The following is a 21140-nucleotide window of genomic DNA, read 5'->3' as shown; positions in this document are numbered from 1 at the left end:
TCAGGCGCGATCGGCCGGATAGGGCGTGCGGATCAGCAGCACTAGCCCGCCGGCGAGAAACAGGATCAGCGTTGCCATTCCGAGCCGCGCCGATCCGCTCAGATAAGTCACCAGCGAGAAGAGCAGCGTCGCCATGAAGCTCGTGGCGCGCCCCGAAAGCGCGTAGATGCCGAAGTAGCGTCCGGCTTCCTCGAGGCTGACGCTGCGGGCGAGATAAGAGCGCGACGAGGCCTGCACCGGCCCGAAGGCGAGCCCGATCAGCAGGCCGTAAAGGATATAGGCCTTTTCCGCGGCGGTGCCGAAGAGGCCGCCGGAATCGGCCGTCGGCAGCGGCATCAGGCCGAACAGGGTGTAACCGGGCCCGGTCGAGATGATGCCGATGGTGGCGAGAAGCAGCATGGTGAGGCTGATGACGACGGTTATCTTGGAGCCGACGCCCTTGTCGATCCGTCCGGCGATCAGGCAGCCGAAGATCGCAACGACGTTGAGGATGATGCCGTAGAGGCCGATCTCGATCGTCGCCCAGCCGAACATGCCGGCGGCGAAAACGCCGCCGAGGATCAACAGGCCGTTGACGCCGTCCTGGTAGATCATGCGGGCGATGAGGAATTTCAGGATGCCGCGGCGTTCTCCGAGTTCACCGAGCGTGTTTCTCAGTTCCCGCAGGCCGGCGCGGATGGCAGTGCCGAAAGGCAGGCCTCTGCCGACATCGGGTGTGAACAAGAACATCGGCAGGATGAAAATCAGGTACCAGACGGCCGAGATCGGCCCGGTGATGCGCGCGTCCTCGCCGGTCCTGGGGTCGAGGCCGAAAAGTGGATCGAGGCCGAGAAGGGTCTTGCCGCTTTCCGGGTCGGCCGCCAATAGCGTGACGACGGCAATCAGCACGATCATCCCGCCGAGATAGCCAAGCCCCCAGGCGGTGTTGGAGAGCTTGCCCACCTCGTGCTTGGCGACCAGCCGCGGCATCATCGAATCATTGAAGACAATGGAAAACTCGGCCGAAATCGAGGCGAGGATCATGAAGATCACGGGGTAGAGGACAGGCGAACCCGGGGCTGCAAACCAAAGGCAGAAGAGGCTGACGATCTTGATGATGGCGAAGAACCCGATCCACGGTTTGCGCGCGCCGGACTGGTCGGCGATCGAGCCGAGAACGGGCGACAGCACGGCGATGATCACTGAGGAGATCGTCGCCATGTTGCTCCACGTCGTCTGGGCCGACACCGGATCATCGGTCAGGCGCGAAACGAAATAGGGCCCGAAAATGAAGGTGGTGACCACGGTGAAGAAAGGCTGCGCCGCCCAGTCGAAGAACATCCACCCCCAGATGCCCTTCTCCGTGGCTTTCGGCGGCTGCGTTCCTGTCCAGTCTATGCGATTCAACATCCGCTCCTTTTTCGCGGACTGTCTCACCTCGCCCGGTCGCGCGCAAGATCGGTCAGGATGCCTGCCGCCACGGTAATGCGCGCGAGATTGGGATCGCCGCTGTCACTGAGGCTCGAAAGCTCTTCAACGATGCGGTTGATGCGGATGCGATCCTGCGCATGCCAGGCCTGGACGGGTAGCTTCTCCTTGCCGTGATCGGAAAGCGCCGAGATGACAATGTCGCGCCGGGCGCTGGCGATCTGATCGATGCTGCGGGCAAGCGCCAGATTTTCGTAGTGATCGGAGGTGAGAATCCGGCCGCCGGCCGCCAGCAACCGCGCGATCCGGAAAGTCTTTGACACGGCAAAATAATTTTCGGCCGCGCGCAGCAGCGGCTCGCCGGTACGCTCAGCGATCTGCATGATCTCCGGCACAAGCGCGAAGCTCTGGAGATTGGCGATTTCGGCCGCCAGCTTTTCGGGCACGCCGGCTTCGGCGTATTCCGCCAGGCGTGCGGCAGCATCGCCGGCGGCCTGTTCGGCGAAAGCAGGCCTCAACTTCTTCAGGGCCGCCTGCAGCCGGCTAATGACCTCGGCCATATCGGCTTTGTTCATTGCGGTTTTCAACAGCAGGCGCGTGAGCACGATAAAGCTGTGGCTGATTTCCTCGTAAATGCGGTTCTGCACCCCGCCCGATATCTTGCCGTCGAGCGCATCCGTCTCGGCCCAGAGCCGGTTGAGGTCGAAACCGTCGCGGGCGACGATTGCGGCACGCACCACCTCCGGCGCCGAAGCCGCCGTCGCGTCCATCATTGCGACGACGAAGCTCGGCCCGCCGCGGTTGATCGCTTCATTGGCCAGCACGGTCGCGATGATTTCGCGCCGTAGGCGATGGCTTGATATGTCGCCGGCGTTCGACTTCTGCATCTTGACGGGGAAGTAATTCATCAGGGTCGCGGCAAAGTAGGGGTCGTCGGGCAGGTCGCTCGCGGCGAGCGCATCGAAGAGCACGATCTTGGCGTAGGACAGCAGCACGCCGATTTCCGGCCGCGTCAGCGGCTTGTCGGCCGTGTAGCGTTCGGCCAGCGTCTGGTCATCCGGCAGGGTCTCGACCTTGCGGTTCAGCTGGCCGGCGGCTTCGAGCACACTCATGAAGCGGGCGAGCTCCAGACCATTTGCCGTGCCCTTGCGTTCGACGAGCGAGATCGCCAACGACTGGAGGTAATTATTGCGCAGGACCAGGGCCGCCACCTCACCGGTCATCGACGAAAGAAGCTGGTCGCGTTTTGCCCGCGTCAGCCGCCCATCATGCATAGCGGCCGCCAGCGCGATCTTGATGTTGACCTCGACGTCCGAGGTGTTGACGCCGGCCGAGTTGTCGATGGCGTCGGAATTGCAGCGCCCGCCGTTGAGCCCATAAGCGATGCGGCCCTTCTGGGTGACGCCGAGGTTGGCGCCCTCGCCGATCACCTTGGCGCGCACCTCAGTCGCGGTGACGCGGATCGGATCGTTGGCGCGATCGCCGACTTCGGTATCGGTTTCGGAGGGAGCCTTCACATAAGTGCCGATGCCGCCGAACCACAGCAGATCGACCGGACTCTTCAGGATCGCCGTCATGATCTCGAATGGGGTCGCCACCCCTTTGTCGATGCCAATGGCGGCAACCGCTTCCGGCGTCAGCGTCACAGATTTCGCCGAACGTGAAATGATCATCGCGCCTTTCGAAAGCACGGTCTTATCGAAGTCCTGCCAGCTCGAGCGCGGCAGGTTGAAGAGCCGTTGGCGCTCGGCCAGCGTTTTTTCCATGTCAGGATCGGGATCGATGATGATGTCGCGGTGATCGAAGGCGGCAATGAGCCTGATCTTGGGAGAGAGCAGCATGCCGTTGCCGAAGACGTCGCCCGACATGTCGCCGACGCCGGCGACGGTGAAGGGCGTGGTCTGAATGTCGATGTCCATCTCGCGAAAATGGCGTTTTACGGTTTCCCATGCGCCGCGGGCGGTGATGCCCATCTTCTTGTGATCGTAACCGGCCGAGCCGCCGGAGGCAAAGGCGTCGTCCAGCCAGAAGCCAGCCTCCTGCGCCAAGGCATTGGCGGTGTCGGAGAAGGTTGCTGTGCCCTTGTCGGCGGCGACGACGAAGTAGGGATCGTCGCCGTCAAGCCTGATCGTATCGGCCGGCGGCACGACCTCGGCGCCGGAAATATTGTCGGTGATCGAAAGGAGCGTGCGGATATAGGTCTTGTACGCCTCGCGGCCGGCATTGAAGATTTCGTCGCGGCTGCCGCCCACCGGCAGCTTCTTCGGGTAAAAGCCGCCTTTGGCGCCGACCGGCACGATGACGGCGTTCTTCACCTGCTGCGCTTTGACGAGGCCGAGCACCTCGGTGCGGTAATCCTCGGCACGATCAGACCAGCGCAGGCCGCCGCGCGCCACCTTGCCGAAGCGCAGGTGGACGCCTTCGACTTCGACGCCGTAGACGAACATCTCGCGGAAGGGTTTCGGTTGCGGCAGCCCGTCGACCAGGTGCGGATCGAGCTTGAAGGCCAGCATGGCTTTCGGCGACCCATCGGGGTTCTTCTGGAAATAATTGGTGCGCAGAGTCGCGTCGACGATGTTGACGTAGCGGCGCAGAATGCGATCGTCGTCCAGGTTCGGCACGTCGGCAAGATCGGCCTCGATCGCCTGGTGCAGCTCGGCGATCTTCTTGAGGCGGGCCTTTTCGGAAAGCCTGGGATCGAGCGTGTCGTGGAACAGGCGGAAGATGGCGGCGGCTACACCAGGATATTTATCGAGCGTCGTTGCGATGTAATCCTGCGAATAGGCGATGCCGGCCTGGCGGAGGTATCGGGCATAGGCGCGCAATACATTGGTTTCGCGGGCCGAAAGCCCGGCCGAAAGGATCAGCCGGTTAAAACTGTCATTGTCGATCGTGCCGGCAAAGGCGGCGACGAAGGCTTCCTCGAGCGCAGCGCCATACCGATGGAGGTCGATATCGCTGCCGTTGCGGGTCTCGAGCTCCATGTCGTGCAGCACGACGAGTTGGGTTGCGCCATCGCCGACCTGTACCCCAATGTCGAAGGTGCGTTCGCTGACGACATTGAAGCCGAGGTTCTCGAGGAGCGGCACGCGGCGTGACAAGGCCAGCTGGCCGCCGGCGTGGAAGATCTTCAGCGAGAGGATGCGGCCCTGTTCTTCCTGGCGGTGATAAAACTGGATTCGCAGCGGCTCGCCGGCGGCGCAGGCGCCGATATCGGCAAGGTCGGCGACGGTTTCTTCAGGGGTAAAGGAATCCTGGAAAGCTTGATCGACCGACAGTTTCGGCGACTTTGGTCCGGCAAGCGCTTCGAAACGGTCGTCCCAGCGGGCAGTGATTTCGCGGATCTTCTGCTCGAGCCTTGCCTGCGGTATGCGCGGCGTTTTGCCGCCGGAACGGCCGATGATGAAATGCACGCGGGCGACGCCGCCTTCGGGAAAAGCCGGATAATAGGCGGAGACACGGCCGTCATAGACGGTCTTCAGATAGGTGCCGATGCGCTCGCGCACGATCGAATCATATTCCTCACGCGGCACATAGACGATGACCGAGACGAAGCGGTCGAAATGGTCGATGCGCGGCAGGACGCGCACGCGCGGCCGGTCGGCGAGATCGTTGATCTGCTCTGCAAAGCTCGCAAGCAGCGTCGTGTCGATCTGGAAAAGGTCGTCGCGCGGATAGGATTCCAGCGTGTTGTCGAGCATGCGGCCGGAATGGCTCATCGGGTCGAAGCCGAAATGCTCCTTCACCTTTTCGATCTTCGACCGCAGCAGCGGGATTTCGGAGGCGAGCGAGGTATAGGCCGTCGAGGTGAAGAGGCCGACGATGCGGAGTTCCCCGGTGACGTTGCCCTCGGCATCGAAACGTTTGACGCCGACATAATCCATATAGGCGCGGCGATGAACGATCGATTTCACATTCGCCTTGGTGACGATCAGGAAGTCGGGGCCGTCGAGAAAGGCGAGGATCTCTGGCGTGGTGGTCACAGCGTCCTTGCCGGTACGCAGTACGAGAACGTCCGGGTTGGAGAGGATGCCGAGGCCGGCGCCCTTGTCGCGCTCGACCTTGGCGTCGGCGCCCTTGCCGGAATAAATATACTCACGCATGCCGAGGAAAGTGAAATTCTCGTCGCGCAGCCAGGTCAGGAAGGCCACCGCCTCGGCATGTTCGGCCTTCCTGCGGCCGGCACCGTTGGCCGACAGCTCGGCGATTACGCCATCGAGCTTGGCAAGCATCGGCTTCCAGTCCGAGACCGACAGACGGACCTGTTCGAGCACGGTCTGGACGCGTTTGACGAGGTCGGCAGCCTGGGTGGAATTCAATGGGGCGATATGGAGCTGGATATGACTGACGCGTGCCGCGGGATCGCTCGGGTGGTCGGCGGAATAGAGCGTGGGGGCTCTGCCCTTTTCCATGACGAGGATTGGATGCACGGCCATGAACAGATCGCGGTAGGTGCTCGTCACTTCACCCATGACCGACTCATAAAGGAAAGGCATGTTTCGGTCGGTCACCGACAGCACTGAGACGGCGGTGCCGCCGGGTGTCACCTCTGCAAGTGTGTCGATGCTGACGCGGGGCGTCTTGCCGTTCCAGGCGGCAAGTTCCTTTGCCGAATGCACGGCAGAGCGCGCCAGCATGTCGGGCGTATAGAGTTCCAGATCGTCATTGCTGGCCCGGCCAAAGAGAATTTCCGGATCGAGATGCGCCTCGCTCATCGCCTTGGCGATCTTGCGCGCAGTCTCGATCTGCTTCTCCCGTTTCGGATTGTTTCTGGCAGCCATGGAACGCCTCCCCGCATTGGACTGATTTTTTCGCAAGCTAGCAGAAGATTTGTCGAAAGAATCCCTAAAATAGCGCTGTCGGGGATCGTTTTGATGCTTTTTTGCCGGCGGAAATGAGAAATTGGCAGAGTTTTTTCGCTTTCGAGGCCAAAACGGGTTGTCCAGGCCTCACTTCCGGGTTTGCTTCCGCGGCACATTTCCATGATCACGTGAAGAATGGTTGACAGGCCGTCGTCAAAAAGATCATCAAACGCCATCATCATTGGACCTCGGTTTCATGTCGGAAAATACAGCGGGCGCAGTCATCGTTATTTCCAGCCATGTCGTGCGTGGCTCGGTTGGCAATCGGGCGGCGGTGTTTGCGCTGGAGACGCTCGGCCATCCGGTCTGGGCGCTGCCGACCATCGTTCTGCCCTGGCATCCCGGCCATGGCCGTTCGACGCGGCTGACGTTTGCCGAAGCGGAATTCGACGCGGCGATCGAGGATCTGCTCCGCGCACCCTGGATCGGTGAAGTCAGGGCGGTGCTTTCGGGCTATTTCGGCAATGCCGCCCAGGCACGCTCGGTCGCCCGGCTGATCGCCGCGCTCCGGCAAAACAATCCCGAACTGCTTTACGTCTGCGATCCGGTCATGGGCGATCTCGGCGGCCTCTACGTGCCGGAAGCGACGGCCGAGGCCATTCGTGATCATCTCATTCCGCTGGCCTCGCTCGCAACGCCGAACCGGTACGAGCTCGCCTGGCTGTCGGGAGCACCGCTCGATGACAACGGCGCAATCATGGAGGCGGCGCTGGCGCTCGGGCCGTCACGCATGCTCGTCACCTCGGCGGTGCCGATGATGGCGGGCGGCACCGGCAATCTCTACCTTTCCGGTCGTCACGCGCTCCTTGCCGAGCACCGCGTTGTCGAGAACCCGCCGAATGGTCTCGGCGACCTGCTGGCCGCCGTTTTCCTGTCGCGCCTGCTGTCCGGCCTCGAGGACGAAAAGGCGTTGCAGCTTGCCACCGCCAGCGTGTTCGAAGTGCTTGCGCGTGCGGTCAAGCGCGGCAGCAACGAGCTGATGCTGGCCAGCGATGCGTCCAGCCTTTCGACGCCGATGGCGATGGTGCAGATGCGCCGGCTCATACACCCGGCGCAGCGTCGGAAAAAATGACGCATTTGCCAATGTGCGCATTTTGCGGTGCAGCAGTTGATCTTGTCTTCCGCGCGCGCTAATCCAGAGGCATGCAGCGTTTTCCAAACACCCTTCTGAACGGTTATCGCAACTTTATGAACGGGCGTTATGCCGACGCCCGCGACAGGTATCGGCAACTGGCCGAAAACGGCCAGAGTCCGAGTACGCTTGTCATTGCCTGTTCGGACTCGCGTGCGGCTCCCGAGCTGATCTTCGATGCCGGCCCGGGCGAGCTTTTCGTCATCCGCAACGTTGCCAATATGGTGCCGCCCTACGAGCCGGACGGCCATTTCCATTCGACATCGGCCGCTCTTGAATTTGCCGTGCAGGCGCTGAAGGTTTCAGACATCGTCGTGATGGGCCATGGCCGTTGCGGCGGGATTCGGGCGGCACTCGATCCGAATGCCGAGCCACTATCGCCCGGCGATTTCATCGGCCGGTGGATGTCGCTGGTCAGACCCGCAGCCGAGCAGATTCAGAGCAATGACGTGATGACCGCGGCCGAGCGGCAAACTGCGCTCGAGCGTGTCTCCATCCGCAACTCGATCGACAATCTCAGAAGCTTTCCCAATATCAAGGCGCTGGAAGAAGCCGGGAATCTTCATCTTCACGGCGCTTGGTTCGACATCTCGACAGGTGAGCTCTGGGTGATGGACGCGGACACGCGTGACTTCATTCGTCCCGACATCTAGGGACTAGCGGGTTTATCAGTTTTTTAAGGATTGCTGTTAAACTTGCATCAATTGGTTGCGCGACCGGCATTTGATCACGTGGCGATTGGCGATGAAGTTCGAAACCATTAAAAAGGTTATGCTGGCCGCCATTCTGCTGCCCTTCGCCTTCATGCTGATTGAAGGCGCCTTCGTTCTCCGAACTTCCATCCAGCATTACAGGGATCTTGAGAAAGACCGGCAGTTCGCCGATGTGCTGGCGCGTGGCGGGTCGATCGCGGCGACTGAAATCCTCAGTGAAATCGATGCCACTCGCCGCTATCTCGCGCATCCCAGCAGCGAGACTGCAGTCGACATGCAGCGAAGCCGACTGACGCTCGATCGCGAACGCCGCGCCTTCCAGGCCAGCCTGCCGCCCCGCGATACGCTCGATCAGGGACTTGCAGTTGTCGGCTCTCAGCCTTGCCTACAGCCGCATCGTCGCGGCGCGGAGCGCTGTCGACCAGGGCCGTTATTCAAGCAGCAATCCCGGCTCCGTCTACTGGTATGCGGCTCTGAAGCAGCTTGCGGTCGTCGACGCGCTTTCACCACTGATCAGCGACCCGGTTCTGCTTGAGAAATCCAACCAGCTGATGGGCATCCTGCTGACCTACTACGGCGAAAGGCTGATCACCGGGATCGGCACCCGTTACCTCGATCAAGACGTTTCCGCCAGATTTCCGATTGAACTCTTCATCCAGGGCAAGACCATGCTCGGTGCCGGCATGGATCACATGGTCTTCCATTCCACCGCGCCGATCGTGCGTGACATCGTTGCCTATCTCGGTCGCACCGATCAGGTGAAGGCGGATGCGATCACCGACGCCATTCTCGCCGGGTCGCGGCCATCGCGCGCAATGGGCGATGCCTGGGCGGCCACACAGCGCGAACGCATGGTTTTCCTCCAGCAAAAGATGGTGGAGGCCGCGAGTGATATTCACGAGACCGGTGAACAGTTTTCGACGCTCTCGCACATACACCTGACGCGGATACTGGCGCTATGTGCGGGCCTGTTGATTCTCGCAACGCTGGTGATGTTGCTGGCGGCAAGAGGCCTTCGGCTGATAGACCGGCTGATCCGCGACCGTGAGACGCTGGTGGGCGAGTTGCGCAACGCTGCTCAAACCGACCTTCTGACGGGACTGTACAACCGGCGTGGCTTCGAGGTTGCTGCCTCGGCGCTCCTCACCCAGGCCGAGCACGGGTCACGCTGGATTTCCGTCGTTCTCTTCGATCTCGATCATTTCAAGAAGGTCAACGATGTTCACGGCCATGATGCCGGCGATGCCGTCCTTCGGCACGTCGCGAGCGTCGCGCGTCAGCATTTCCGTTCATTCGATCTTCTGGTGCGCCATGGCGGCGAGGAATTCCTGGCACTTTTGCCGGATTCGACACCTGATGACGCCGCAATCGTCGCCGAGCGTGTGCGCATGGCGATCGAGGCGGCTGAGGTTCCTTTGCAGAGCGGCGAACTGCTCAGAGTCACGGCGAGCTTCGGATGCGCCGGCCGGGCAAATGGCGCCGCCGACCGGAACTTCGAGGATCTGGTCAAACGCGCCGATCTGGCGCTTTACGCCGCCAAGGCTTCGGGCCGCAATTGCGTGGTGTCGGGGCCGGTTGTGCCGACTCCTCCGCAAGAGGAGCGACGCAAGACGGCATCGAGCGGCGGTTTTGATTCCCGCATATGAAAAACGCCGCGTTCGGAGCGGCGTTTTCAGATTCATTGTCGATGAACGCTTATCTGCCGCCGTCGATCTGCTGTCCGATATAGGCGATCGCTTCCTGATAGACGCTGGCGGCGTTCCAGCCCTGAATCGCAGCGAAATTCGGCTCCCCCGGCTGATAGCCGGCGCCGGCACGCCAGCCGTGGCCCTTGAGGAAATTCGCTGTCGAGGCCAGCGCATCGGCGCGAGAACCAACCATGTCGACCCGGCCGTCGCCGTCGCCGTCGGCGCCAAAGCGCACGACATTGCGCGGCAGAAACTGCGTCTGGCCGATTTCACCATGGGCGGCACCCTTGGCCTGCGGGCTCAGATAACCCTCGGAGACGAGCTGGAGTGCCGCATAGAGCTGGTCGGTGAAATATTCCGAACGACGGCAGTCATAAGCAAGGGTCGACACAGCCGATAGCGTATGCTGGTTGCCCATATAGCTGCCAAAACCGGTCTCCATGCCCCAGATTGCGATCAGCGGACCGGCGGGAACGCCGAAGCGACGTTCGATCGAGGCAAAAAGGGCCTGGTTGGCCGCTTTCATCGAACGGCCGCGGGAAATGACGGCGGCACCGCCGCGCTTCTGCATGAAGGCGTCGAAGGAGAGTTTGAAGCTTTTCTGGCCGCGATCGGCGGCGATCGTCGGCTTGTTGTAGTTGACGTTAGCGAAGGCACGGCTGAGCACGGATTGGCTGACGCCATTGGCCGCTGCCGTCTGCTTGAAATCGGCGACCCAGGCGTCGAAGCCGGCGCTGGTATTGCCACATTGAAGTCCTTGCGCGAACGCCGGTACCGCGTTGAGGACGCCCAGTGCCGCAGCGGCCGCCAGAAACAACTTTGTCATGCGCATTGAGAAACCCCGCTCTCGATCTGCATAGTTTTTAAGCGGGCAAGAGAATGCCAGCCACTCGCGATTTTGTCACGATCATCGTTTAGCGAGCGCTTATACAGTCGTATTTGCCCCGGAAAAAGCCCCGCTGAACGAGCAGGGCTTTAACATCTTATGGTTTACAAATGGTATCAGGCTGCCTGCTTGCGCGGCTTGACCAGGCCGCGATTGACGAGCAGCTCGGCGATTTGGATGGCGTTCAGCGCCGCGCCCTTGCGCAGGTTGTCGGAAACAACCCACATATTGAGGCCGTTTTCAACAGTCGCGTCCTCGCGGATGCGTGAGATATAGGTTGCATCTTCGCCGGCGGATTCATAAGGCGTGATGTAGCCGCCGTTCTCGCGCTTGTCGATGACGAGGCAGCCCGGGGCATCGCGCAGGATATCGCGGGCCTGGTCGGCGGTGATCTCGTTCTCGAACTCGATGTTTACCGATTCCGAATGGCCGATGAAGACGGGCACACGCACTGCCGTGCAGGTCACCTTGATCTTTGGATCGAGCATCTTCTTCGTCTCGGCCAGCACCTTCCATTCTTCCTTGGTGTAGCCGTCTTCCATGAAGCTATCGATGTGGGGAATGACGTTGAAGGCGATGCGCTTGGTGAACTTTTTGTTCTCGATCGGATCGGCAACGAAGACGGCGCGCGTCTGATTGAAGAGCTCGTCCATGCCGTCCTTGCCGGCGCCGGAGACCGACTGATAAGTGGAGACGACGACGCGCTTGATCTTGGCGAAGTCGTGCAGCGGCTTCAGCGCCACCACCAGCTGCGCGGTCGAGCAGTTCGGATTGGCAATGATGTTGCGCTTGGTGAACTGCGTGACGGCGTCCGGGTTCACTTCCGGCACGATCAGCGGCACGTCGGCGTCATAGCGCCAGGCCGAGGAATTGTCGATGACCACGCAACCCTGCTGGCCGATCTTGGGGGAAAACTTCTTGGAGACCTCGCCGCCGGCCGACATCAGGCAGATGTCGGTATCGGAAAAATCGTAATTCTCCAGATTGGAAACCTTCAGCGTCCGGTCGCCGTAGGACACTTCGGTGCCCTGCGAACGCGCCGAGGCGAGCGCCACGACCTCATCGGCGGGGAAGCCGCGTTCGGAGAGGATGTTGAGCATCTCCCGGCCGACATTTCCGGTCGCTCCCGCAACTGCTACTTTGAAACCCATTTCTCAAGCTCTCTTTCTCTTCTCTCCTCTGTCCGGTGAGGGGAAAGGCGCGAATAATCGCGTCTTCCTGTCCCCAGCCGAGCCGGGGAGAGAGCGGCAGGCCAGAGACGTCAGACGGTTTTCGTCGTCGTTTTGGCCTTGGTTTTGGAAGAAACCGGAACGGCAATATCCACCCCGGCAACCCGTGCCCGGTCATTGCATGCGGCAATGGCGTGTTCGTCGCGAACCATGGAGATTCCTTTTCCGCTGTTGCTCTTAGAAGGTTTTCCACAGGAGTCAAGGTTTTTGCGCTCGGAGGCGGAGGGCGAAAGCGGCAGCCGTCATGGTGCGACGTTGTCATGCCGCTGTCATCCTCGGGAGTTATCCCGGCCCGGTTGTCAATGTCTGCAACGAAAACGGGGGTTTTCCATGCGTACGCTTCTTGCCGCCTTTACGGCCACCACCATCCTTGCGGGCGCCGCCCAGGCGACGACGGTCTATCCGCTCGATCGCGCCACGATTCTTGCCGGTTCGCCGTTCGATTTCAAGGTCGAGCTTAACAAGCAGGTCAAGCCGGAAGATGTGAAGATCACGGTCAACGGCCAGGATTACAAGACGGTTCTCGGGGGCGAAGCGCAGTTCATCGAGCTGGAAAAAGGCAAGGAAGACAAGCCCCTCGGTTCCGCTCTTCTGCTCCGCGGCCTGAAGATCTCCGCACCCGGCGCCTACAAGATCGAGGTCTCCGCCGGCGATGAGACGAAGTCGGTTACCTGGGACGTTTATGAAACAGCCGCTCAGCCGAAGGCCAAGAACATCATCTTCCTGCTCGGCGACGGCCTTTCCGTTGCGCATCGCACCGCCGCCCGTATCATGTCCAAGGGCATGACCGAGGGCAAAGCGAACGGCCGCCTGAGCATGGACGATCTCGATCATATGGCCTTCATCGGTACGTCAGCGACGAATGCCGTCGCCACGGATTCGGCCAACACCATGTCGGCCTTCATGACGGGGCACAAGACAGCCGTCAACGCGCTCGGCGTCTATGCGGACCGGACGCCGGCTCCGCTCGACGACCCGCGCGTCGAAACCTTTGGCGAGGCTGTTCGCCGCACGACGAAGAAGTCGATCGGCATTGTCGCGACGTCCGAAATCGAGGATGCGACGCCAGCTGCGGTCGTTTCCCATACCCGCAGCCGCAGCGAAAAGGCCGACATCGTCGGCATGCTGCTCGAAGTGAAGCCGGAAGTCATCCTTGGCGGCGGCTCGGCCTATTTCCTCGGCAAGGAAATCGCCGGTTCCAAGCGCAAGGACAATCAGGATTACATCAAGCTGTTCCAGGACGCCGGCTACAAGCTCGCAACCGACAAGAACGAGCTCGCCGCCAATGCATCGGCTGACGGCAAGCTGCTCGGCCTCTTCCATACCGGCAATATGGACGTGACGCTCGATCGCGAGTTCCTGAAGAAGGGCACCGTCGACAAGTTCCCGAACCAGCCGGGTCTCGTCGAGATGACCAAGGTTGCGCTCGACCGCCTCTCGAAGAATGCTGACGGCTTCTTCCTGATGGTCGAAGGCTCCTCGATCGACAAGATGTCCCATCCGCTGGATTGGGATCGTGCGGTTATCGACACTATCGAATTCGACAAGGCGATCGGCGTTGCCCGCGAATTCCAGAAGGCCCATCCGGACACTCTGATCGTCGTCACCGGCGACCACACGCATGGCGTATCGATCATCGGCACCCTCGACGACGAGAAGCCCGGCACGGAGATGCGCGAAAAGGTCGGCACCTACGCCGAAGCCGGCTTCCCGAACTACAAGGATGAAAATGGCGACGGTTATCCCGACCAGGTCGACGTCAGCCGCCGCCTGTTCCTCAGTGCCAACAACGGCCCCGATCATTATGAGACCTTCCGTCCGAAGCTCGATGGTCCTTTCGTTCCGGCCGTCCAGAACGAGAAGAAGGAATATGTCGCCAACGAACAGTATAAAGATGTTCCCGGCGCCGTCTTCGTACAGGGCAATCTTCCGAAGAGCAGCGAGAGCGGCGTTCACGCCGTCGACGATGTCGTGCTGCAGTCGGCCGGTCCTGGTGCCGAAGGCTTCCATGGTTACATGGAACAGAGCGACGTCTATCGCGTGCTCGCCGACACCTTCGCTCTCGGCGCCAAGCAGACGAATTGATCGAAAGTCGATCTTGCAGGGCCGCTTGCCGGCCTTGCCTCTTTTGTCGATCATGGTCCCGGCCGATTACAGCGCCGCGCGTCTTCCAGACGCGCAAAAGGACGCTGTAACACTTTGAAGCTGGCATCGTGCTTTCCGAAAATCGTTTCGATTTTCGGCCGATGCCAGAGGCCGGGATCTACTTCTTGGAGGTCGCCATGGACATATTCTCTTCGCTGCATCTCAGCCGCCGCCGGCTGATCGGCGCTGCCATTGCGTTTCCCTTTGCTGCTTGTGCTGCGCGCGCGGCCGGCGCTTCGCTTTCGTTCGACGAGCTCTATGGCAAGTTCGGCGTGCTCGGTCTCGAATTCTCGGACAAGGTGAAGCGCCTTGCCGGCCAGGAAATCAGCATGAAGGGTTTCATGGCGCCGCCACTGAAGGCAGAGGCGCAGTTCTTCGTACTCACCGAAGTGCCGATGTCGCTCTGCCCCTTCTGCTCTTCGGATGCGGACTGGCCCGACAATATCGTCGTGGTTTATCTCTCGGAAAAGCAGACCTTCGTGCAGCCGCGCCAGACAATCGAAGTGCGCGGCACGCTGGAATACGGCTCCTGGACCGATCCGGAAACCGGCTTCGTCAGCCTATTGCGGATCCGCCAAGCCGAATATTTTGCTGTTTAAACCGACATGCTCGCACTCGATATCGAAAACCTTGATGTCACCTTTCCGGGCCTCAGTTCGCCGGCGCTGGCAATCGGCCGCCTGTCGATCGAGGCCGGCAGCAGGGTCGCCATCACGGGAGCATCAGGCTCCGGCAAGAGCACCTTCGTCAATGTCGTCACCGGCCTTGAGCGGTCGCGGCAGGGCCATATCCGCTGGAACGGTGAGGATATCGCCGCTTTTTCGGAAAGCCGGCGAGACCGGTTCCGCGCCGTCAATATCGGCCTGATCATGCAGGAATTCCACCTTTTCCCCGGCCTGTCGGCACTCGAAAACGTGCTTCTGCCTGCCCGGCTTGCCGGCGCCGCGACGGCCGCCGTCATCGAGCGGGCGAATGTGCTTTTGAACACGGTCAACCTGTCCCGGCCCGGCCAGAAGATCGAGACCATGTCGCGCGGCGAGATGCAGCGCGTGGCGATCGCCCGCGCGCTGTTGCGCAAGCCTGGTGTCATCATTGCCGATGAGCCGACCGCGAGCCTTGACGCCGAAAGCGGTGAGGCCGTCGGCGATCTCCTCCTCGATCTTGCCAATGCCGAAGGCAGCACGCTGATCGTCGTTTCCCATGACCAGCGGCTCGCCGGCCGTCTCGACCGGCGTATCACGCTCAGTTCCGGCCGGATCAGCGAGGATTCCATTGCCGCTGCGGGGGAGGCTGCATGATCCGCTTCATTTGTGCCGATCTTCGCCGCCTGTGGGCGGGATCACTGGTTGTCGTGCTCCTGGTGGCGCTTGCGACCGCGCTCGGCGTCTCCGTGGTGCTGCAGGAGCGGGCGCTTCGCCTCGGCAGCGCGCGCGCCGCCGATAAGTTCGACCTCGTCATCGGCGCCGGCGGCAGCGAGACACAACTCGTGCTCTCCTCCGTCTTCCTGCAGCCCTCGCCCCTGCCGCTGATGCCGGGCGAGGTGCTGGCAAAACTTGCCGCCGACCCCCGGGTCGACTGGGCGGCGCCGATCGGCTTTGGCGATTTCTTCTCCAGCTACCCGATCGTCGGTACGACAACAAAGATGTCGAACAAGCTGTCCGGCGATCTTGCCGAAGGCAAGGCTTTCACCCACGAAGGAGAGGCAGTGATCGGCTCCGCGGTCAGGCTTTCGCTCGGCGATGAAATCAAGCCGATGCACGGTTCGGCGGAAGAAGGGGGCGAGACCCACACCGAACTCGCTTATCATGTCGTCGGTCGCCTGCGGCCGACGGATACTGCCTGGGACCGGGCGATTCTCGTTCCTATTCAGGCGGTCTGGCACATTCACGGGCTGGAGGCGGAGGAGCATGCGGGAGACGCCGAAGAGGACGGACACGATCATGATCATGCCGGCGCCGATCGTGACGCGCACGATCATCATGGAAAGCTCGATCCGGAAGCCGTGCTGAAGGAGACCTGGGCCGCAGATGCTCCAGGCCTTCCGGCTATCCTCGTCAAGCCGAAAACGATCGCCGATGCCTATAAGCTTCGACGGGATTATCGCAACGGCAATACCATCGCCGTCTTCCCCGGCGAGGTGCTGACAAATCTTTACGCCACGCTGGGCGACGCCAAGCAGATCCTTGTTGTGGTCGCTTCCGGCGCACAGGCTCTTGTCGCGGCCTCACTGGTCCTGGTCACGGTCATTCATATCGGCCAGCGCCGCCGCCAGATCGGCGCGCTCAGAGCCTTCGGCGCCCCGCGCGGCGCGATCTTCGGCATCGTCTTCCTGGAATTCTTCTTTCTGGTGGCAGTCGGCATAGCACTTGGATTTGCGCTCGGTTTCGCCGCGGCGCTGACCTTGTCCGGCATGCTCTCGCAGACCAGCGGCATCGCCATGCCGGTTGGCTTCGCCCGGGAAGATGCCGAGCTTACGGGGGTGTTGCTCGCCTTTGCCGGTATTCTCGCCGCATTGCCGGCGGTGCTTGCCTACCGGCAATCGCCGGCGCAGGCGCTGAGGGCTTAACAGGTCCCCTTTCGCAAACCGGCTGAAACCGTCCCTCCGCCAAATGCCATCGCCGGGCAGGAGGGCTGAGCAACGCTCCGATGCGAGTGATGGGACGGCCTCGTTAGACTAAAGTCATAATCCCAAAGCATCTCTCTTTGCGGCCTGTCTTTTCTGGCACACTCTCGTCAGGCGTGTCGCGGCCCGGGGTATGCTTTGAGGAGAGTCGGCCGCGCCCGTTGCTCATCACTCTGTGGAGGACAGACAATGGCAAATGTCACAAGCATCGACGGCGCGAAGGCCGGTCCGATGACAGGCGAGGAGAAGAAGGTCATCTTCGCCTCTTCGCTCGGCACCGTTTTCGAATGGTATGATTTCTATCTTTACGGTTCGCTCGCTACCTATATCGGTGCGACCTACTTCACCCAATATCCCGAGGCGACGCGCAATATCTTTACGCTGCTCGCTTTTGCCGCCGGCTTCCTGGTGCGTCCGTTCGGCGCGCTCGTTTTCGGCCGTCTCGGTGATCTCGTCGGCCGAAAATACACCTTCCTGGTGACGATCCTGATCATGGGTATGTCGACCTTCCTCGTCGGTATCCTGCCGGGTGCGGCCAGCATCGGCATCGCAGCCCCGATCATTCTTATCGGTCTTCGCCTGCTCCAGGGTCTGGCGCTCGGCGGTGAATATGGTGGTGCTGCAACCTATGTTGCCGAACATGCGCCGAACGGACGGCGCGGCTACTTCACCTCATGGATCCAGACGACGGCGACGCTCGGCCTGTTCCTGTCGCTGATCGTCATCATCCTGGTCCAGTCGCTGATGGGTCCGGTTCAATTCGCAGCCTGGGGCTGGCGCATTCCGTTCCTGGTCTCGGTCGTGCTGCTCGGCATTTCCGTCTGGATCCGTCTGAAGATGAATGAATCGCCGGCGTTCCAGCGCATGAAGGCAGAAGGCAAGGGCTCCAAAGCGCCGCTGACCGAAGCCTTCGGGCAATGGAAGAATGCCAAGATCGCGCTCATCGCCCTTCTCGGCGCCACCATGGGCCAGGCAGTCGTCTGGTACGGTGGCCAGTTCTATGCGCTGTTCTTCTTGCAGAACGTGCTGAAGGTCGATCTGTTTTCGGCCAATGTCATGGTCGCTATTGCGCTCTTCCTCGGCACCCCATTCTTTGTCATTTTCGGCGGTCTTTCCGACAAGATCGGCCGCAAGCCGATCATCATGGCAGGCCTCCTACTTGCAGCAGTGACCTATCAGCCGCTGTTCAAGGCAATGACCTGGATGGCGAATCCCGCGCTTGCCGAAGCGCAGGCGTCGATCCGCGCAACGGTCACGGCCGATCCGGCGGATTGCAAATTCCAGTTCAACCCGACGGGTACGTCGAAATTCACCAGCTCATGCGACGTGGCGACAGCATTTCTGACGAAGAACTCGGTGCCATATGACGTCGTGCCGGGTCCCGCCGGACAACCGGCGACGGTGAAGGTCGGTAACGGTACGATTACCAGCTTCGACGTCGTTGCTGCCGGCGACAAGGCGAAGGGCATGACCGCCGCCTTCGAAAAAGGCGTCAACATTGCGCTCCATGATGCCGGCTATCCGCTGAAGCGGGCCGCCGCCAAGGTGCCGGATAGCAAGCTCGATGCCTTCATCGCCGCCAATCCGGAACTGGCGCTCACTGCCGATGCGGTGCGCGCCGGCGACAAGGAAACCATGCCGGCAGCCAAGCTGGTAGAAGGCAAGCTTTTGACGGCGGACGAGGCCAATGGGGTCACCGACATGGCGGTCTACAACATCGCCAATGGCGGCAGCTATGCCATGGTTGCCGATCCGACCCGCGTCAACTGGGTCGGCACGATCGCCATCCTCTTCGTCCTCGTCATCTATGTGACGATGGTCTATGGCCCGATCGCGGCCCTTCTGGTCGAACTCTTCCCGACTCGCATCCGCTACACCGGCATGTCGCTGCCCTATCATATCGGCAACGGCTGGTTCGGCGGCCTGCTGCCGGCGACGGCCTTCGCGATGAGCGCTGCCGCGGGTGATATCTATTACGGTCTCTGGTACCCGATCGTCTTTGCGGCGATCACGCTGGTGATCGGCCTGATCTTCCTGCCGGAAACGAAGAACAGGGATATTCACGCCATGGATTGATGACGCGTCCGCGTCTGACATGCTCGAAAAACGGCCCGGCGCTCACAAGGCGCCGGGCTTTTTCGCGTCGGGGAACAGGCGCTTGGCGAGCGGCCAGCCGTCCGGCGCCAGTTTGAAGAGCAGGCCACAACGGGCATAGACGATCGCCGTCAGCAGTGAGAACCAGCCGCCGAAAGCAAGACCGGCGATGACGTCGCTTGGATAATGGGCGCCTACCATGACCCGCGTCATGGCGAGCCAGATGGCGCAGGCGATAAAGGCAACACGGTAGCGCGGAAACAGCAACGCGAAAGCGGCAAAGAAGGCGCCGACCGTGGTGGAATGGCCGGAGGGAAAACTTTCGAAAGCGGCATGACCCGAAAAGGGCGTGAAGGAGAACATCCCGTAATCATGAAAGTGATCGGGGCGCGCCCTTCCAATCGCCCGTTTCAACAGATTGGCGAGAAGCCCAGAGCAAACAACCGTGGTGAAGAGATAGGCGCCGATCCAGCTGACATAGAGCGCCTGCGCCTTGGCGCGCGCCGATTTCAGGAGCTTGTATCCCGCCCTGCCCTGGAAGAACAGAAGGACGCTGGTGTAGATCAGCCAGGCGGAATCGCCGAAGCCCGTCAGCAGTTCGCCGAGGTGCTTTACAGCTGCAGGAGGCTCGCTGGCGCCGATCGGCGCGTCGAAGAGCAGCATGGAAAGGATGACGGCATTGATCGTGATGAAGAGACAAGCCTGCCAGCGCAAAGGCGGCATCGCAGCGTCGCTCCGGCGCCAGCGCCTGTCCAGGGAAGCCCAAAATGCCCGCATGCCGTCGTCCGTTCGAATTAGCCTTCGAGCGCCGCGCGTGCGGCAGGCGCTCTTTCACTTTGAACTGGCGCATAGACCGGAAATCGTTTCCAACTTCCAAAATATGCGGAGGTGAAATCCGGCGCAAAAATACACGAGATTGTGGCCGAGGATAGTCCGTTTCGGTTAATTCGATCGAGTCCGGCGGGTTTTGTCTATCTCTGAAAAGCCCCCCGCATGCGTGGTGCGAAGGGCGGGAACTGTTTCACGTGAAATATATCAGGCCGAAAGCGCCTTGAATTCGGCGAGGATTGCATCGCCCATCTCGACCGTGCCGACCTGCCGGCAGCCGTCGGCCATGATGTCGCCGGTGCGGATGCCCTTGTCGAGCACGTTGGCGATCGCCTTTTCCAGGTCATCGGCTTCCTTGACCATATTGAAGGAATAACGCAGGCACATGGCGAAGGAGGCGATCATGGCAATCGGGTTGGCAATGCCCTTGCCGGCGATGTCGGGGGCCGAGCCGTGCACCGGTTCATAGAGCGCCTTGCGCTTGCCGGTCTTACCATCCGGCGCGCCGAGCGAGGCCGAGGGCAGCATGCCGAGGGAACCGGTCAGCATGGCGGCGACGTCTGAAAGCATGTCGCCGAAGAGATTGTCGGTGACGATGACGTCGAACTGCTTGGGCTGACGCACCAGCTGCATGCCGCCGGCATCGGCCAGCATATGTTCGAGCTCGACGTCGGAATATTTCGCCTTATGCGTTTCGGTCACCACCTGGTTCCAGAGCACGCCCGACTTCATGACGTTGCGCTTTTCCATGGAGCAGACGCGGTTCTGCCTTGTGCGGGCCATTTCGAAGGCGACGCCGGCGATGCGCTCGATCTCGTAGGTATCGTAGACCTGCGTGTCGATGCCACGCTTCTGGCCATTGCCGAGGTCGATGATCTCCTTCGGTTCGCCGAAATAGACGCCGCCCGTCAGCTCGCGGATGATCAGGATGTCGAGGCCTTCGACCAGTTCCGGCTTCAGCGACGAGGCCGAGGCAAGCGCCGGATAGCAGATGGCGGGACGCAGGTTGGCGAAGAGCTGCAGGTCCTTGCGCAGGCGGAGCAGGCCTGCTTCCGGGCGCACTTCGTAAGGTACGCTATCCCATTTGGGACCACCGACCGCGCCGAAGAGAACGGCGTCGGCGGCAAGCGCCTTCTGCATGTCGGCTTCCGAGATCGCCGCGCCATGGGCATCGTAAGCGCAACCGCCGACAAGGCCTTCGTCGGTTACGAAACCGGCATTCATCGCCTCGTTCATATAGGCGATAATCCTGCGGACCTCGCCCATCGCCTCGGGACCGATGCCGTCACCCGGCAGCAGGAAAAGATTGCGCGCAGTCATGAAACCCTCCTGGAAAAACAAGTTGCGGCTTCTTAGACCCCGCAAATAGGCATTTCAAGCGAGAGAAGGGTTGAATCGGTACGCTTCAATCTCTGCGTCGCCCCGATTTTTCGGCCGATTCAGAGATTGAAAGTATAACAGCGTCCCTTGCGCGTCTGAAGGCGCGGGCCTGTAGGTCAGGAAGGTTGCTCCTGTGCCGGCAAACGGATTAGA

General features: G+C 61.2%; 14 protein-coding genes and 1 pseudogene. 8 read left to right on the top strand and 7 right to left on the bottom strand.

Annotated features, from left to right (window positions below; all coding sequences use genetic code 11):
* Together CO660_RS08310 and CO660_RS08305 are read right to left on the bottom strand one after the other, a co-directional pair.
* Entirely contained in the window at positions 1 to 1389 is a 1389-nt protein-coding gene (locus tag CO660_RS08310) for an MFS transporter (RefSeq protein ID WP_097598314.1), read from the bottom strand.
* A gap of 23 nt (positions 1390 to 1412) precedes the next feature.
* Positions 1413 to 6188 (bottom strand): NAD-glutamate dehydrogenase, encoded by a 4776-nt coding sequence (locus CO660_RS08305; RefSeq protein WP_097598313.1) that lies wholly within the window; start codon positions 6186 to 6188, stop codon positions 1413 to 1415.
* A gap of 277 nt (positions 6189 to 6465) precedes the next feature.
* Between CO660_RS08305 and pdxY the strand changes: the two genes are divergently transcribed.
* From pdxY to CO660_RS08290, 3 genes and pseudogenes are all read left to right on the top strand, one after another.
* The gene (gene pdxY, locus CO660_RS08300) at positions 6466 to 7341 is read left to right on the top strand and encodes a pyridoxal kinase PdxY (RefSeq protein ID WP_097598336.1); all 876 of its coding nucleotides are present in this window, start codon (positions 6466 to 6468) and stop codon (positions 7339 to 7341) included.
* A 71-nt stretch (positions 7342 to 7412) separates the two neighbouring features.
* Complete coding sequence (locus CO660_RS08295; RefSeq protein ID WP_097598312.1) at positions 7413 to 8054, top strand: carbonic anhydrase; 642 nt, start codon at positions 7413 to 7415, stop codon at positions 8052 to 8054.
* Between the two features lie 91 nt (positions 8055 to 8145).
* Positions 8146 to 9760, top strand: a pseudogene (locus CO660_RS08290) (GGDEF domain-containing protein).
* 49 nt (positions 9761 to 9809) lie between these two features.
* Here the strand turns inward: CO660_RS08290 and CO660_RS08285 are convergent.
* The 3 genes from CO660_RS08285 to CO660_RS34445 all read right to left on the bottom strand — a co-directional run bounded on the left by CO660_RS08285 (position 9810) and on the right by CO660_RS34445 (position 12156).
* Positions 9810 to 10634: a lytic murein transglycosylase gene (locus CO660_RS08285; RefSeq protein ID WP_097598311.1), complete on the bottom strand. Its 825-nt coding sequence runs from the start codon at positions 10632 to 10634 to the stop codon at positions 9810 to 9812.
* Positions 10635 to 10804: 170 nt separating this feature from the next.
* Positions 10805 to 11839, bottom strand: a complete 1035-nt coding sequence (locus CO660_RS08280; protein ID WP_020922622.1) for an aspartate-semialdehyde dehydrogenase — start codon at positions 11837 to 11839, stop codon at positions 10805 to 10807.
* 110 nt (positions 11840 to 11949) lie between these two features.
* The gene (locus CO660_RS34445; RefSeq protein ID WP_085779883.1) at positions 11950 to 12156 is read right to left on the bottom strand and encodes a hypothetical protein; all 207 of its coding nucleotides are present in this window, start codon (positions 12154 to 12156) and stop codon (positions 11950 to 11952) included.
* Between the two features lie 91 nt (positions 12157 to 12247).
* Here CO660_RS34445 and CO660_RS08270 point away from each other — a divergent pair, with 91 nt between their 5' ends.
* From CO660_RS08270 to CO660_RS08250, 5 genes are all read left to right on the top strand, one after another.
* Positions 12248 to 14002 (top strand): alkaline phosphatase, encoded by a 1755-nt coding sequence (locus CO660_RS08270; protein WP_097598310.1) that lies wholly within the window; start codon positions 12248 to 12250, stop codon positions 14000 to 14002.
* Positions 14003 to 14199: 197 nt separating this feature from the next.
* Positions 14200 to 14661 (top strand): hypothetical protein, encoded by a 462-nt coding sequence (locus tag CO660_RS08265; RefSeq protein ID WP_097598335.1) that lies wholly within the window; start codon positions 14200 to 14202, stop codon positions 14659 to 14661.
* 6 nt (positions 14662 to 14667) lie between these two features.
* Positions 14668 to 15360 carry an ATP-binding cassette domain-containing protein gene (locus CO660_RS08260; protein ID WP_097598309.1) on the top strand — a complete coding sequence of 231 codons (693 nt, stop codon included), beginning with the start codon at positions 14668 to 14670 and terminating at the stop codon, positions 15358 to 15360.
* The gene (locus tag CO660_RS08255; protein WP_097598308.1) at positions 15357 to 16628 is read left to right on the top strand and encodes an FtsX-like permease family protein; all 1272 of its coding nucleotides are present in this window, start codon (positions 15357 to 15359) and stop codon (positions 16626 to 16628) included. Before CO660_RS08260 ends, CO660_RS08255 begins: the two co-directional genes overlap by 4 nt.
* A 246-nt stretch (positions 16629 to 16874) precedes the next feature.
* A complete protein-coding gene (locus tag CO660_RS08250; RefSeq protein WP_097598307.1) occupies positions 16875 to 18761 on the top strand; it encodes an MFS transporter in 1887 nt (628 codons plus the stop codon).
* Between the two features lie 42 nt (positions 18762 to 18803).
* Here CO660_RS08250 and lpxE read toward each other — a convergent pair whose 3' ends face one another.
* Positions 18804 to 19556: a lipid A 1-phosphatase LpxE gene (lpxE, locus tag CO660_RS08245; RefSeq protein ID WP_176536250.1), complete on the bottom strand. Its 753-nt coding sequence runs from the start codon at positions 19554 to 19556 to the stop codon at positions 18804 to 18806.
* 258 nt (positions 19557 to 19814) lie between these two features.
* The gene (leuB, locus tag CO660_RS08240) at positions 19815 to 20927 is read right to left on the bottom strand and encodes a 3-isopropylmalate dehydrogenase (RefSeq protein WP_097598305.1); all 1113 of its coding nucleotides are present in this window, start codon (positions 20925 to 20927) and stop codon (positions 19815 to 19817) included.
* Between the last annotated feature and the right edge of the window lie 213 nt (positions 20928 to 21140).

The sequence above is a fragment of the Rhizobium sp. L9 genome, from assembly GCF_002531885.1.
Classification (GTDB): Bacteria; Pseudomonadota; Alphaproteobacteria; order Rhizobiales; family Rhizobiaceae; genus Rhizobium.
Note: the sequence above shows the minus strand (reverse complement) of the source record. Positions and strands in the feature narration are given on the sequence as shown.